Below are 14,995 nucleotides of genomic sequence, written 5' to 3'. Positions count from 1 at the left end.
GGCTGATAGAACTAAGCGCCTTTCGGCGCTTAGAGAAGAAAAACAAACTTATTAGGCTTAGCCCATACGGTAGTTAGGGGCTTCTTTGGTAATGGTTACGTCATGTACGTGACTTTCACCCATACCTGCGCTAGTTACCCGCACAAACTCTGCTTTGGTATTTAGCTCGTTAATTGTAGCGCAACCGGTTAAGCCCATGCACGAACGTAAACCGCCCATTTGCTGGTGAATAATCGCTTTTACCGGGCCTTTATAAGCTACGCGGCCTTCAATACCTTCAGGAACTAATTTGTCGGCTGCATTGTCTGTTTGGAAGTAACGATCTGACGAACCTTGAGACATTGCGCCAAGCGAGCCCATACCACGGTAAGACTTAAACGAACGGCCTTGGTAAAGTTCAATTTCACCTGGTGCTTCTTCGGTACCAGCAAACATGCTACCAACCATTACACAAGAAGCGCCAGCAACTAAGGCTTTTGCAATATCGCCAGAGAAGCGAATACCACCGTCTGCAATAACCGGAATATCACGGCCTTTCAACGCTTCAACAGCATCAGCTACTGCGGTAATTTGCGGTACACCCACACCCGTTACAATACGCGTAGTACAAATTGAACCAGGGCCAATACCTACTTTTACCGCACTTACACCTGCGTCAGCTAGGGCTAAAGCGCCTGCGCCAGTTGCCACATTGCCACCAACAATTGGTAGGTCTGGGTATTTTTCGTGGGTGGCTTTAATGCGATCAAGAACGCCTTGAGAATGACCGTGAGACGAGTCAATCAACAATACATCTACGCCAGCTTCAACTAAAGCATCAATACGCTCTTCGTTACCGGCACCAGCACCTACAGCAGCGCCAACACGCAAGCGACCAAAGCTATCTTTACAAGCATTAGGTTTACGTTCCGCTTTTTTGAAATCTTTTACGGTAATCAAACCGGTCAGTTTGAATGCGTCATCTACCACTAGCATTTTCTCAATGCGGTGTTCGTGCATCAGTTTTTCAACTACGTCACGCGATGTATCGGTAGTTGTAACCAAACGCTCTTTAGGTGTCATTACTTGAGAAACAGTTTTAGAAAAATCAGTTTCAAAACGTAAATCACGGCCAGTTACGATACCCACTAGGTCATTCGCTTCAGTCACAACAGGGAAGCCAGCAAAACCGTGGATTTGACGCAATTCTGCAATTTGGCCCAAGGTTAACTCAGGCGTTACAGTAATTGGCTCTAGAACGATACCGGCTTCAAACTTCTTCACTTTACGCACTTCAGCTGCTTGCTGCTCAATGCTCATGTTTTTGTGAATAAAACCAACACCGCCCTCTTGCGCTAGTGCAATAGCAAAATTAGCTTCGGTTACCGTATCCATGGCAGCAGACACCATTGGAATACTAAGCGGGATATCTTTGGTTAGACGTGTCGCCAAATTGGCAGTATTAGGAAGTACTTCTGAGTGAGCAGGAAGTAGTAGTACATCATCGAAGGTTAAGGCTTCTTTGGAAATTATCAACATAGCAACATTCGCCTAAATCAGTTAATAAAGGGATAAAATATTGCGGTCGGATTATAGGTATAAAGCTGGCCAAGGTAAATTGAAAAATGTTATTTTCTTACATTATTTTCAATTTAGCTTCGAGTTGGCTAATGCAAAGCAATCAAATCGCCCAAAATATCCTCAGCGTAAGTCAATTAAACCAGCAAGTTAGGCGATTGCTAGAGAACTCTCTAGGCACAGTTTGGTTAGCAGGTGAAATATCTAATTTTGCTACGCCATTTTCGGGGCACTGGTACTTCAGTTTAAAGGACGATGGTGCCCAAGTACGCTGTGCCATGTTTAAGGGCGCTAATCGCAAGGCTATCTTCACACCAGAAAACGGCATGCAAGTATTAGTGAAAGCCAAAATCACCATGTATGAACCACGCGGTGATTATCAGCTTATTGCAGAAGCCATTCACCCAGCTGGAGACGGCGCACAGCAGCAAGCATTTGAGCAACTAAAAATGAAGTTGGCCAGCGAAGGCTTATTTGGCCAAGCTGACAAGCAATCCCTGCCCGAATACCCTAGCACCATTGGTGTAGTAAGCTCCGCCTCTGGGGCGGCTTTGCAAGACATATTATCGGTGCTTCAACGCCGCGCACCCGCTATTAAAGTGATCGTTTATCCTGCAGCAGTTCAGGGAGATGCTGCTGCAAGCCAACTTAGCAATATGATTGAGCTTGCAAATCAACGTGAAGAAGTAGATCTACTTATTGTTGGCCGTGGTGGAGGCTCTAAAGAAGATTTGTCCGCCTTTAATGACGAAGCCCTCGCCCGCTGTATATTTAATTCAAACATTCCGATTATATCTGCGGTAGGCCATGAAGTAGACGACAGCATTTGTGATTTAGTTGCCGACATTCGCACAGCAACCCCATCAGCTGCAGCAGAAATTGTTAGCCAGCAAGCTAGCCACCTTGCGTTAAGGTTAAACAAACTAAGCCAACAGTTAGAGCAAAGCTACTTACATATGCTTAGTCGGCAACAGATCCGCCTCAAGCAGCTTCATCACCAAGTAGAAACCCAATCCCCTGTCCATTTATTGGAACAGCAACAGCAACGCTTTGACGAGCTTAGCCACCGTTTAAGCTTTGCTCATCAACAAAGCTTAAACCGCAGCAAGCAGCGCCATCTAGAAGCGCACTCACGTTTAAAACACTCACTATTAGAACAAAAGCTAAGCCGTCATCAGCAACTGTTGGTCCAGCTTAAGCAGCGGCTAAACCTAGCCAGTGATAAGAACCTTCAACACCAGCAAGATGCCTTAGTAAATGTTTGTCGACAAATGGACAATTTGAGCCCACTGCGCGTTTTGGAACGAGGTTTTAGCTTGGTGACTCAGCAACAGAAAATCGTTAAATCTGCTGCAGACTTAAGCGTTGGTGACCAAGTCAATATCAAGTTTGCCGATGGAAACCATAACGCAACAATTATTGAATAAGCTCTAGGTGCTGTTTATCTTTCGAGCTGTTTTTTTTGCAGCAGTTTGTGGCTTATTTATGCAAGGCAGAAGCTTTACAGTGTAGCGAGCCTACATGAGAAGCTGATGACGCATTAGAAATAAGCCACAAACGCTGCCCGAAGGGTTCAGCTAAAATCGTTTTATGCTTTGTCAAGGCGTATTCACTTAGAGTGCTAGGCTACACACGCCTTACCGCGCCTAAAACGATTTTTTTCGCGAACAAAATTCAACCACGAAAGACTAACAGCCCCTAGCGTTTTAAACGCCAAGGTCACATCTAGTGAGTTAGTCATCAAAATTGATGGGATTTTAGTTAATTCTGACATAAGATTGACTGGACTAAACCGAATACCTAGTTGGTTCGCAGTTTAGCTAGAATGTCGACTAAACCCACAAAGAGGTAAAGCGAACATTCGGGTAACTAACTAGATATCAATATAAAAAGTAAATTAGCAGCAATACTATGAATTCATTGGATAGCACCAAGGAGCGAGAGCTAACCAGTGTCGATAACAGGGAACAGTTAATCGGTATGATTTACCGTGCGGCGGCAGAACCTGAATATTGGCCCGACTTGCTTGAGCACCTATACATGATGCCAGAACTTCAAAGCACAGAAGATCATGGCCACTCAGACTCCTCTTCGGCACAATTAAGCCAAATGCTCGATGCGGTATCTCCGCAACTATCGATGGCTAAAAACCAATACTCCGAACGGAACCAGATTTTACTTGAACACTTTAACCAAGCATTAAATATCGCAAAGCGTATTTACCAGCTTGAAGAAAAAAACCATTCGCTTAACTCTTTGCTCGACCACATTCCGGTTGGGGTAATTTTGGTGAATGCTAAAAGTGAAATTTTGCTCACCAACGAGCTAGCAGAAGAAACCCTGCAGCTTGGCCAAGGGTTATACCAACGCAATAAAAACTTAGTGACCCAGCAAAGTGAATCAACAGATTTGCTCAATCAATACGTAGAAGAGCTGTCTTCACTGGGGCCTAACGAATCCAGCAGCCGGGGCTTACCGATCCAAATTGGTCAAGAAACAGATGTGCAAACCATGGTAATTCTTAGCCCGGTAAACCATCTGCAAAACCCAAGTTTAGAGCGAAATGCCAGTGTGGTGGTGTTTATCTCCCCTTCTCGTCCCGATGTAGAGCTTGATTTAGCCGCTTTTGCCGACGGTTACAACTTAACCCCAAAAGAAGCGCGCATCGTTAATTATATTGCGCAAGGTATGTCTCCACCTGACATTGCTGACAAAATTTTTGTGAGTTACAACACCGTGCGTACCCAGCTTAAATCGGTATTCAAGAAAACCAACGTGAGTAGCCAGAGCGAATTAGCGAGTTTGGTGCTAACTGGGCCTTGGGGAATGCTATCGCAAAGTAGCCGCCACTTTGACTTTACCGAAGCCCACGACCTTAACGCACGCTACTTTACTTTGCCCGACCAACGTAAGCTGTGTTACCAAGAATACGGTAGCCCAAAGGGCAAACCGGTGGTTTATTGCCACAGTATTTTAGGTAGTCGCTTAGAAAACTTTTTTGATGATGTTGATTTAGCAAAACACCTAGGTTTGCGCTTAATCAGCATCGACCGCCCCGGATTTGGTGGTTCTGACTACTGCGAAAACTACGGTTTTGTAAATTGGTCAAAAGACTTAGCAGCGCTGCTCGACCATTTAAAGCTAGAGCAGGTTCAGTTACTTGGCTATGCCACAGGAGGCGTTTACGCAGCCTGCTGCGCAGCCACCATTCCTGAGCGGATCAGCAACATGACGATTGTGAGTTCAGGTGATGCCCTCACTTACGACAGTGATTACGAGGCCACTGCCAAGCTATATCGCATGCACATGAAGCTGGCTCGTGACTTCCCTAGTATGCATCGCCTGTTTACTAATATTCTTGATAAGGGCTTGCACAAAGACCCTAACAAATTATTTAAAGTATTAGCCCGCGATCTAGAAGGTGCCGATGTTGAGCTGTTTGATAGCCCGCAATTTAGGGAAAAGTTTGGCCGCTATTTAAAAGAATCAAAGATTCAAGGCGGCAATGCTTTTTCTGACGAGGTTCGTCAAGTAATGTCACCTTGGGGCTTTAACATTGAAGATGTTAAAGTTGCTACGCGGCTATTCCATGGCGAGCAAGACAGGCATATTCCATTAGTGCTTGCCGAGCGTTTTATCGAGCGCGCAGCCAACGCTAAGCTCACTGTCGTTCCTGAACAAGGTCATTACATGATTTACCGACAATGGCCTGAAATACTAAAAAGTGTTGCAAGTAACTAAATTGCTAGCTCTACTCTCAAAAAAGGCGACCAATGGCCGCCTTTTTAATTAACTGTCTAAGCGCTCGAAACGCCGAATAACAGCTCGCTTAGATTTTAACTCGTTGCAGCTATTACAAAAATAATCTACTGCACCGCAGGCCTTTAGCTTTTCAAGCTCGGCATCGCATTTATCGCAATGCACACGCTGCGAGAACTTATGGTGGCAGGCGCCACACAACCAGTGGTCATGTTCGTGTTGTAACTGTCCATCACACTCTGGGCAAGCAACTTCAATAGTCATAGTATTCCTCTACGATTTTTTGTACTTACTTACATTTTGCATTTTTTTCCGACGGCGTTCTTGAGCCATGGTAAGTTTTGACTTCTTATCTGAGAATGGATTCTCACCTTCTTTAAACTCTACGCGAATTGGCGTACCCATAATCTCTAACGCTTTGCGGTAATAATTCATTAAATAGCGCTTATAAGAGTCTGGTAAAGAATTAACCTGATTTCCATGTACAACGATGCGAGGTGGATTATAACCGCCAGCGTGGGCATAACGTAATTTAACCCTACGACCGCGCACTAACGGCGGCTGATGGTCGTCTTGAGCCATCTGCATAACCTTGGTCAACATAGAGGTAGAAACGCGCTTAGTGGCGCTTGCGTAAGCCTCCTGAACCGATTCATAAAGGTGGCCAACGCCAGTACCATGTAGCGCTGAAATAAAGTGAACGCGCGCAAAGTCGATAAAGCCCAAACGTCTATCCAGTTCAGTTTTAATCCGCTCTTTATGTTCGTTGTCTAAACCATCCCATTTATTAACGGCAAGCACTAAGGCGCGACCGGCATTCAACACAAAACCAAGCAAACTTAAATCTTGATCTGAAATGCCATCTTTTGCGTCGATTACCAGCATCACCACATTAGCGTCTTCAATTGCTTTAAGGGTTTTAATAACCGAGAACTTTTCTACTGTTTCTGTCACCTTACCGCGCTTACGTACCCCTGCTGTATCAATTAAGATGTAATCTTGATCTTCTCGCTGCATCGGGATGTAAATACTGTCTCGGGTGGTACCTGGCATGTCATACACCACTACTCGGTCCTCACCCAGAATCCGGTTAGTCAGCGTAGATTTACCCACGTTGGGGCGGCCAACAATGGCCAGTTTAATTGGAAGGTCGGCAAACTTCTGAGCTAACTCATCTAGTTCTGACTCGGTCATTTCTTGCGTATCAGCTTGCTCTAACTCCGGCTCTTCCGCTTGATTCTCTGCTTGCTCAGTAACAAAGGGACGCAGAGCTTCTTCTAATAACATGTTTACGCCGCGGCCATGGGCAGCAGCAATTTGATGAACTTCACCTATCGCCAAGGCATAAAACTCGCCACAGGCTGTATCAGCATCAATGCCGTCAGTTTTATTGGCCACCAAGAAAACTTTCTTTTCTTGTTTACGCAAATGATGGGCAATCGCCTCATCAGCAATGGTCATTCCAGCACGCGCATCCACCAAGAACAACACCGCATCGGCTTCTTCAATAGCTTGCAAAGATTGCTGCGCCATCATTGCGTCAATGCCTTCTTCATCGCCATCAATACCGCCGGTATCAATAACAATAAATTCTTGCTCCGCGACTTTGGCTTGACCATATTTACGGTCACGAGTCAGTCCTGGGAAATCAGCGACTAAGGCATCCCTGCTGCGTGTAAGGCGGTTAAATAAAGTAGATTTGCCAACATTTGGGCGTCCCACTAAGGCGACAACAGGAAGCATAAGGGCCTCATTTTCTAGAATACATGACATGACAAAGGCTCATGGTTAATTCACCATGAGCCTTTTGTACACAATTATAACAACTTAACTGCGATCTAGCGCAATTAACTTACCACTTCGTGTTTGAAGGATAATTTTGTCGGAGGTTACCACAGGCGCAACATATAAGCCGCTTTTATCTACTAACATTTTGCTAGCAAACTCGCCGGTTTCACGATCAAGCCAATATAAATAGCCCTCACTGTCACCCACTAATACCTTATTTCCGTCTACTGCGGGGGCAGTAACGATACGGTAAGACAAAGCACCTTGGGTCCATTTCTCTATGCCGTTGTTGCGCTCAATGCTATAAACATTGTCGCTAACGTCAGTAACAAATAGGTTTAAACCCGAAGAAGCTATATTTTGGTAGGCAGAATAACTGCGCTTCCAGTCTTCTTCACCACTGCGTAAATTAACCGAAATAAGGTTTCCGTTGTAAGCAACCGCATAGAGCTGAGAGCCAATCAAGGCCGGCTTACTATCCACATCTACAATTCGGTCAATCTCAGTAGACCCTTTGGGCTGGGCTAACTTTGTTTCAAACAGCAATTGACCACTTTCTAAAAGATACAGGCCAATCTTACCGTCACTACGACCTAAAATTATCGCGCCGTTAGAAATAATAGGTGGCGCTTTGCTGCGCAACGACAGTGCTGGCTGGTCAATTTTAATATCCCACTTTTGCTCACCAGAGTGAGCATCTAGTGCAACTAAATGGCCGTTACTGGTGATAACTACCACCAAACTGTCTTCTACAGCAGGAGCCGCTAGCACTTCACCAGCCACTTCTGCCTGCCAAACTATTTCACCGGTTTCTGCATTTAACGCAAATACGTCGGCGTTTTCGGTGCCTAAATATATGCGGCGATACGCAGCAGTTAAGCCACCAGAAACACGCGCATTAGGGGTATTACCCGAGAAGCGATTGTTACTTTCAACTCGAGATAAATCTTGGCCCCATAAGCGTTTACCTTCTAAATCAAAGGCACGCACTTGACCATAGCGGGCAGCGGCAAACACTGAATCGTAAGCGACAACTGGCGACAGCGCCGAGAAGTAATCATCAACTCCTTTACCTACGCGGGTTTCCCACTGTTTGCCTACTGTAAACTGGTTTTCAAACTCAGGCACCGGGGCCATTTGCACAACATCTTCTTCAGAGTTAAACAAAGAACACGCCGACAAGCCAACGAGCAAACAAGCTAAGCTAGCAGCACGCCAAGCTTTAACCATTAGCAGCCTCAACTTCAGTTAAATCATTAAGTTTTAGGTTTACACTAGGATCTTGCTCTGCTGCACCAGCAGCAACAGCCGCTTGATAGGCTTGACGAGCTAATGCTTGCTCACCCTGTTGTAAGTAGATATCACCTTTAATCAGTTCAACGGTTGCCACTAAAGCAGGCTCAGTAACTTTATCTAGGCTGGCTAAGGCATTATCAAACTCGGCTAATTGAGCTTGTACACGAGCGAGTCGAGTATAGATCATGCCTTTAAGCTCTTCGGGTGCACCTTCAAGCGCTAGGTTAAGCTGAGTTTGCGCCTGAGCATAATCTTCTTTAACCACTAGTTCTTTTGCTAACAACAATGATGCAAACACTGAATAGTTTTTGTCACCTTGGTTAGCTGCTACAAAATTTGCTAAAGGAGTTAACTCTTCATTATTTGTGGCTAGTTGACTAACCACTTGTTGAAAAGCATCTGAAGCCGCTTCTTTTTGCTCAATTTGGTATTCGCCAAAATAGCGCCAGCCAAATACAGCAGCTAAACCTAGTACCGAACCGCCAATAACTGATGTTCCGTTTTTCTTCCACCAGTCTTTGATGGCTTGAACTTGCTGTTCCTCAGTGGAATAAATGTCCACAGCGTCTCCTTAACTAAACTAATACGGTATTAAGCAAAGCAACTAACTCTGATTGAGCGATGCACTGCTGTTGAATATCTTCGCGTAGGTACTTTACAGTAACCTGCTGGTTGGCTAACTCATCTTCACCGATGATCAATGCCACTTTAGCGCCTGACTTATCAGCTCGCTTAAATTGTTTCTTAAAGTTTCCACCACCACAGTGGCTCATAACCCGAACAGAGGGTAACGCATCTCGCAATTGTTCGGCTAACGAAAATGCTGCGCCAAGTGTTCCTTCTCCAGCATTGATCACATAAACATCGGCACTTGATGGCAAATCACCCAGTAACTCGAGAGTTTCCAGCAATAGAACTAAACGTTCCATGCCCATGGCAAAACCGACAGCAGGCGTTGCTTTGCCACCCAATTGCTCTACCAAACCATCGTAACGGCCGCCAGCACACACAGTACCTTGTGAACCTAAGCTTGATGTTACCCACTCAAACACAGTGCGGTTATAGTAATCAAGACCTCGAACCAAACGCGGGTTTAGCTCATAAGCTATACCAGCGTTATCTAGCAGCGCACATAGTTGTTCGAAGTGATCTTTACTTTCTTGGTCTAGGTATTCACTAAGGCTAGGTGCGTCGACTAACACCGCTTGCACCTCAGGATTTTTACTGTCGAGAACACGCAAAGGGTTATTGTACATGCGACGTTTTGCGTCTTCGTCTAGGGCTTCTTTATGCTGCTCTAAGTAAGCAATTAAAGCATCGCGGTAGTTAGCGCGAGCTTCATTCGAACCTAAGCTGTTAAGCTGCAAAGTAACGTGATTCTCTAGGCCAAAGGCTTTCCAAAAGCGCGCAGACAAAATAATTACTTCAGCATCGATATCGGCGCTGGCAATACCAAAAGACTCAACGCCTACTTGATGAAACTGGCGATAACGACCTTTTTGCGGGCGTTCATGGCGGAACATTGGCCCCATGTACCACAAACGCTGCTCTTGGTTGTACAACAAACCTGCTTGGTTGCCTGCACGTACACAACAGGCTGTGCCTTCAGGTCGCAAGGTTAAGCTATCACCATTGCGATCTTCAAAGGTATACATTTCTTTTTCTACGATATCGGTTACTTCACCGATAGAGCGCTTAAACAAATCAGTGCTTTCTACAATCGGCATTCTTATTTCGTTGTAACCGTAGGCTGCCACCACCTCTCGAATTACTGATTCTACCTTCTGCCAAGCGGGTGTATCACTTGGTAGGCAATCATTCATGCCACGTATTGCTTGTATTTGTTTAGCCACATTAATCTCGAATAAAACAGGTCAATAATTATTAAAGGCCCTCGATTATAGGGCCTTTAAGCAAAGAGGTAAATTTAAATGCAGATTAGCTTTCGGTAATGTCTTTAATCGCGATACGCGAGCGGATTTTCGCTTCTAAAGCATCTACTAAGTCGTCATTATCGAAGCGCTCTTTTTGGCGCACACCATCTTGATAAAAGCCGCTTTTTTTATTGCCACCGGTAATGCCTAAATCAGAGATAAGCGCTTCACCTGGGCCATTTACCACACAGCCGATAATGGATACATCCATCGGCTCTACAATGTCTTCTAAACGCTGCTCGAGAGCGTTAACCGTTGAAATAACATCAAACTCTTGGCGAGAACAGCTTGGGCAAGCAATAAAATTAATACCGCGAGAGCGAATACGCAGAGACTTAAGAATATCAAAACCTACTTTGATTTCTTCAACGGGATCGGCTGCTAAAGAGACCCGCAAGGTATCGCCGATACCTTGTGATAACAACATACCTAAGCCAACTGCCGATTTAACCGAGCCGCTGCGTAAACCACCGGCCTCTGTAATACCAAGATGTAAAGGTTGGTCAATTCGGCTGGCCAATCCTTGATAAGCGCCTACAGCAAGGAAAACATCAGAGGCTTTCACACTCACTTTAAACTGGTCGAAGTTCAAGCGATCGAGTATATCCACATGACGCATCGCAGACTCAACTAACGCTTCTGGCGTGGGTTCGCCGTACTTCTCCTGCAAATCTTTTTCTAAGGAACCGCCATTCACACCAATACGAATGGGAATATTGCGCTCACGTGCAGCATCCACTACCGAGCGAATGCGTTGCTCGTTACCAATATTACCTGGGTTAATACGTAAACAATCTGCGCCATACTCCGCCACTTTTAAGGCAATGCGGTAATCGAAATGAATATCAGCCACTACAGGAATTGATACCTGCTGCTTAATTTGTTTGAAGGCTTCGGCAGCATCCATGGTTGGCACAGAAACGCGGACAATATCGCCACCCACTGCAGCAATTCGGTTTATTTGCTCAACCGTTGCAGCTACATCAGTAGTACGTGTATTGGTCATAGACTGCACAGTGATGGGCGCGTCTCCGCCCACTGGCACATTACCCACCATAATTTGTGTTGACTTACGGCGTTTAATTGGAGTTGGTTGATTCATAATAATCGAAAGATCTTAATTGTTTGGTATTTGCATTCGCACAACTTTACCGCGTGTAAATGACGATAAGTCGATTGATTCTTGTCCGTAACTTACACTCACGCCTGCGTTAGTGCCAAGCACGATACTATAGGGAGAAGGACCAGTTACTGAGAGTGATTGGCCGGGCTGTTTAATGTCTGCCACCAAGCGTTTGCCAGTGGCATCTCTAATCTCTACCCAACACTCATTTTCAAAACTCATGTTTAAGGCAGTTAAAGCTGCCGCTTGGTTCACTTCTACTTCTGGCTCAGGATCTGGGCTGTTTATTACAGTGGACTCTGATGCTTGCGAAGCAGGTTCATTTGACACTGATTCAGTAACGGGCTCAGCGACTGGCTCTAGCGACTCTTGGGACTCAACTTTTGGTTCAGCATCAATCTCATTATTAGCTTCTACAACAGGCTCTGAAACAGGCTCTACTGATTGTGCCGATGGCACCTCAGGAGCTTCAACAGTGTATAGCGCTTGAACATTTTCAGCACTAGGTTCTGGAATTACATCAACTTCAGGCTCGCTGGTATGCTCTAGAATTCGGCTTTCTGAACTAGCGGTGCTAGCCTGACTAAAATCTACTTGTTGGCTCTTCTCTTGCCACCACCAAATCACCAGCAAAACAACAATGCCAAGGCCCACTAAGTAGGTAAACTTCATCAAGCGACTGTCATGAGTCTCTTGCTTTATCCGCCCAGAAAAACTCTGCATCTCTGTGCGTTGTTCATGGGCATCGTGCAAATGGGTGTAGCTAGAAAGCACTAGGTCTTCAGAAAGATTTAATAAACGCGCATAAGCTCGTAAGTAACCTTTGATAAAAGTACTCGATAAACCACTATCGAAGCTATCGCCTTCTATATCTTTGATTACTTGCAAACGCAGTTTCAAACGTTCAGCAACTTGAGCTTGACTTAGCTTGGCGGCAACACGTGCTTCTTGCAGCATTTGCCCAGGGCTAACCACTTCAATGTCTTCACTTAGCTCTGTTTGCTCTGATTCGGCTTTAGTAGTCATTAGCGATGTATCGTTTAGTTTGTTCAGATTTAGGGAACTGCTGTTGTAAGGTTAAGCCCCAACGTGCTTCTTCAGCAAAGTTGTCGGCTGCACTTTCTAAGCGAACCCAAGCGAAGGCGCTTTCCGCCGTAGTTTCAGCCATACTATCATACCGTTGCAGATATAATCGGGCTTGCTCGGGTTTATTTTTTTGTAGGTAAACCTCGGTGGCTCCAAGCAAAGAAGCAGGGCGGCGAATGTTATAGGCTAAGGCGCTGGTAAAGTAATCTAAGGCTTTATCCAAGTCGCCCGCAGTTAAAGCACATAAACCCGCGTTCTCATTGGTTCCCGCTACTTGAACGTACTCTGGATTAGCCAAAGCTTGCTTAAATAACTCTTCGGCTTGGTCATATTCTTTCTGCTTACACAGCATCACGCCGTAGTTATTAAGTACATCGCCATTGCGTGGCGCTATAGACTTAGCACGTTTATAGGCATCTAGGGCTCGCTCAGGCTGACGAACACTTTGGTAGAAGTGGGCTTGGGCGATGTAAACATCAACTAGATTAGGCGCTAACTCTTGCGCTAGCTCCAAATTACGTTTTGCTTGTTCTGCATCGCCAGCTTCTAAATAACGTAGCGCTAAGCTAATTCGGGTTTTAGCGGCAGCGTCTTTATTAAGCTGTTTATCTTTATTGTTTACTTCTTGGCCATTTACACGGGTTTCGGTTACACAACCAGAAACCAAAAATACCACCAAAAACAAGTACAACCAGCGTTTCATATCCGTCCTTCGATAAGGTTAGTTATTGAATTGTGACTGAAATTTCTTGCTGTTGCATCCGTTTTTTCATGGTTCTTTTGGTTCTGTCGACAACGTCACCTGCTAGCTGTCCACAAGCCGCATCAATGTCATCGCCACGGGTTTTACGAACCACTACAGTTGAGCCATATTCCATCAAGACCTTACTAAAACGGTCAACGCGGCTATTACTCGGTTTGGTAAACGGCGAACCAGGGTATGGGTTAAATGGAATTAAGTTAATTTTACATGGGGTATCGCGTAAAACTTCGGCTAATTCATGCGCTTGCTCCATAGAGTCATTAACGCCATTGAGTAATACATACTCAACGGTTACCTTGCCTCTATTAGCGTTTGATTTGTCGATATAACGTTTTACACCAGCCAAAAATGCTTCGATGTTGTATTTATCGTTGATCGGCATAATTTCACTACGCAGCTTATCGTTAGGTGCGTGCAGCGAAATAGCCAGTGCAACATCAAGCTTATCACCTAATTTATCTAAAGCAGGCACCACACCAGAGGTACTTACCGTTACCCGACGCTTGCTCAGGCCATAGCCGTTATCGTCTAGCATTAACTCTAGGGCTGGGATAAGGTTGTTTAGGTTTAGCAACGGTTCACCCATGCCCATCATTACTACGTTAGTAATTGGACGCTTTCCTTCGATGCCTTTGTGGCCAATCACTTGAGCTGCTCGCCAAACTTGACCAATGATGTCAGACACTTTTAGGTTACGGTTGAAACCCTGTTGGCCAGTTGAGCAGAAGGTACATTCCAGCGCGCAGCCAACTTGTGAAGATACACATAATGTCGCGCGGTCACCCTCAGGAATATAAACGGTTTCGATCTCTTGGCCAGCCACTAACATCGCCCATTTAATAGTGCCATCTGCACTGCGTTGCTCAGTGCTAATTTCTGGTGCGCGCACTTCAGCCAAACGCTTAAGCTTTTCGCGTAAGGCTTTATTGATATTGTTCATTTGGTCGAAGTCATCTACGCCAAAGTGATAAATCCACTTCATTACCTGATCGGCACGAAATGGTTTTTCGCCTATCTCGGCAAAAAACTGACGTAAACCAGCTCGATTAAAATCAAGTAAATTTGTTTTTGTTTCACTCATCGCTTAACTCCACGATCGACCAAATAAAAAAAGCGCCGAATTGTACAAATAATAACAGCAGAAAGCCAGTTAATCTCTGTACTCGGCGCCAATTGGCAGCTAATAAGTTTTTAACTATTAAGCTGCATTTGCCAAAGAAGCTTTTGCCCCGTTTGACTTATCTAGGACAAATCTCATTGTCTTCAAAGAAATAGGCGATTTCTCTCGACGCTGACTCTGGTGAATCTGAGCCGTGGGTGCCATTTGGTGGCATGCCTGAGCCAAAGTCATGACGTAAGGTACCAGCAGCGGCTTCTGCCGGATTAGTCGCACCCAATAGTTCACGGTAACGCTGCACCGCATCCTCAGCTTCAAGCACTTGCACCATGATTGGTCCAGATGTCATAAACTCAATCAACGGTGGGTAAAACGGTTTACCCTCATGTTCTGCATAAAAGCCTGCAGCTTGTTCTTGCGACAAATGCACCATTTTGGCTGCAACAATACGTAAACCGGCAGACTCCATACGCGCATAAATTGCACCAATTGCGTCTTTCGCTACCACATCGGGTTTAAGTATAGAAAAAGTACGTTCTAAGGCCATTAACTAGCTCCATCTAAAATTTGGT

13 protein-coding genes are annotated in these 14,995 nt (G+C 45.1%); 2 read left to right on the top strand and 11 right to left on the bottom strand.

The genetic code is table 11. The annotated features are described in order from the left end of the window. Positions 1-57 precede the first annotated feature (57 nt). Positions 58-1,518: an IMP dehydrogenase gene (gene guaB, locus LQZ07_RS09675; protein ID WP_152779297.1), complete on the bottom strand. Its 1,461-nt coding sequence runs from the start codon at positions 1,516-1,518 to the stop codon at positions 58-60. A 131-nt stretch (positions 1,519-1,649) separates the two neighbouring features. Here guaB and xseA point away from each other — a divergent pair, with 131 nt between their 5' ends. Both xseA and LQZ07_RS09665 read left to right on the top strand, forming a co-directional pair. Then, the gene (gene xseA, locus LQZ07_RS09670) at positions 1,650-2,984 is read left to right on the top strand and encodes an exodeoxyribonuclease VII large subunit (protein ID WP_227981085.1); all 1,335 of its coding nucleotides are present in this window, start codon (positions 1,650-1,652) and stop codon (positions 2,982-2,984) included. Positions 2,985-3,468: 484 nt separating this feature from the next. Then, complete coding sequence (locus LQZ07_RS09665) at positions 3,469-5,298, top strand: alpha/beta fold hydrolase (protein ID WP_152779301.1); 1,830 nt, start codon at positions 3,469-3,471, stop codon at positions 5,296-5,298. Positions 5,299-5,346: 48 nt separating this feature from the next. On the opposite strand, the gene LQZ07_RS09660 is transcribed toward LQZ07_RS09665, so the two are convergent. The 10 genes from LQZ07_RS09660 to ndk form a co-directional block, all read right to left on the bottom strand. After that, the gene (locus tag LQZ07_RS09660) at positions 5,347-5,580 is read right to left on the bottom strand and encodes a zinc ribbon domain-containing protein (protein ID WP_016401219.1); all 234 of its coding nucleotides are present in this window, start codon (positions 5,578-5,580) and stop codon (positions 5,347-5,349) included. A 9-nt stretch (positions 5,581-5,589) separates the two neighbouring features. Next, positions 5,590-7,059 carry a ribosome biogenesis GTPase Der gene (gene der, locus LQZ07_RS09655; protein WP_152779302.1) on the bottom strand — a complete coding sequence of 490 codons (1,470 nt, stop codon included), beginning with the start codon at positions 7,057-7,059 and terminating at the stop codon, positions 5,590-5,592. 84 nt (positions 7,060-7,143) lie between these two features. Further along, positions 7,144-8,334: an outer membrane protein assembly factor BamB gene (gene bamB, locus LQZ07_RS09650; protein WP_152779304.1), complete on the bottom strand. Its 1,191-nt coding sequence runs from the start codon at positions 8,332-8,334 to the stop codon at positions 7,144-7,146. Beyond that, positions 8,327-8,962 carry a tetratricopeptide repeat protein gene (locus LQZ07_RS09645; protein ID WP_016401222.1) on the bottom strand — a complete coding sequence of 212 codons (636 nt, stop codon included), beginning with the start codon at positions 8,960-8,962 and terminating at the stop codon, positions 8,327-8,329. Before LQZ07_RS09645 ends, bamB begins: the two co-directional genes overlap by 8 nt. A 13-nt stretch (positions 8,963-8,975) precedes the next feature. After that, positions 8,976-10,253 (bottom strand): histidine--tRNA ligase, encoded by a 1,278-nt coding sequence (gene hisS / locus LQZ07_RS09640; RefSeq protein WP_221077465.1) that lies wholly within the window; start codon positions 10,251-10,253, stop codon positions 8,976-8,978. An 85-nt stretch (positions 10,254-10,338) separates the two neighbouring features. After that, the gene (ispG, locus tag LQZ07_RS09635; protein WP_016401225.1) at positions 10,339-11,436 is read right to left on the bottom strand and encodes a flavodoxin-dependent (E)-4-hydroxy-3-methylbut-2-enyl-diphosphate synthase; all 1,098 of its coding nucleotides are present in this window, start codon (positions 11,434-11,436) and stop codon (positions 10,339-10,341) included. A 15-nt stretch (positions 11,437-11,451) separates the two neighbouring features. Next, positions 11,452-12,483 (bottom strand): RodZ domain-containing protein, encoded by a 1,032-nt coding sequence (locus LQZ07_RS09630; protein ID WP_152779306.1) that lies wholly within the window; start codon positions 12,481-12,483, stop codon positions 11,452-11,454. After that, positions 12,473-13,246 (bottom strand): type IV pilus biogenesis/stability protein PilW, encoded by a 774-nt coding sequence (pilW, locus tag LQZ07_RS09625; protein ID WP_016401227.1) that lies wholly within the window; start codon positions 13,244-13,246, stop codon positions 12,473-12,475. Before pilW ends, LQZ07_RS09630 begins: the two co-directional genes overlap by 11 nt. A gap of 22 nt (positions 13,247-13,268) precedes the next feature. Beyond that, entirely contained in the window at positions 13,269-14,387 is a 1,119-nt protein-coding gene (locus LQZ07_RS09620) for a bifunctional tRNA (adenosine(37)-C2)-methyltransferase TrmG/ribosomal RNA large subunit methyltransferase RlmN (RefSeq protein WP_152779309.1), read from the bottom strand. A gap of 157 nt (positions 14,388-14,544) precedes the next feature. Continuing rightward, positions 14,545-14,970, bottom strand: a complete 426-nt coding sequence (ndk, locus tag LQZ07_RS09615; protein ID WP_152779311.1) for a nucleoside-diphosphate kinase — start codon at positions 14,968-14,970, stop codon at positions 14,545-14,547. Positions 14,971-14,995 lie beyond the last annotated feature (25 nt).

The sequence above is a fragment of the Agarivorans sp. B2Z047 genome (assembly GCF_023373605.1).
Classification (GTDB): Bacteria; Pseudomonadota; Gammaproteobacteria; order Enterobacterales; family Celerinatantimonadaceae; genus Agarivorans; species Agarivorans albus.
The sequence above is the reverse complement of the archived record's forward strand: the minus strand, read 5'-3'. Positions and strand labels throughout refer to the sequence as shown.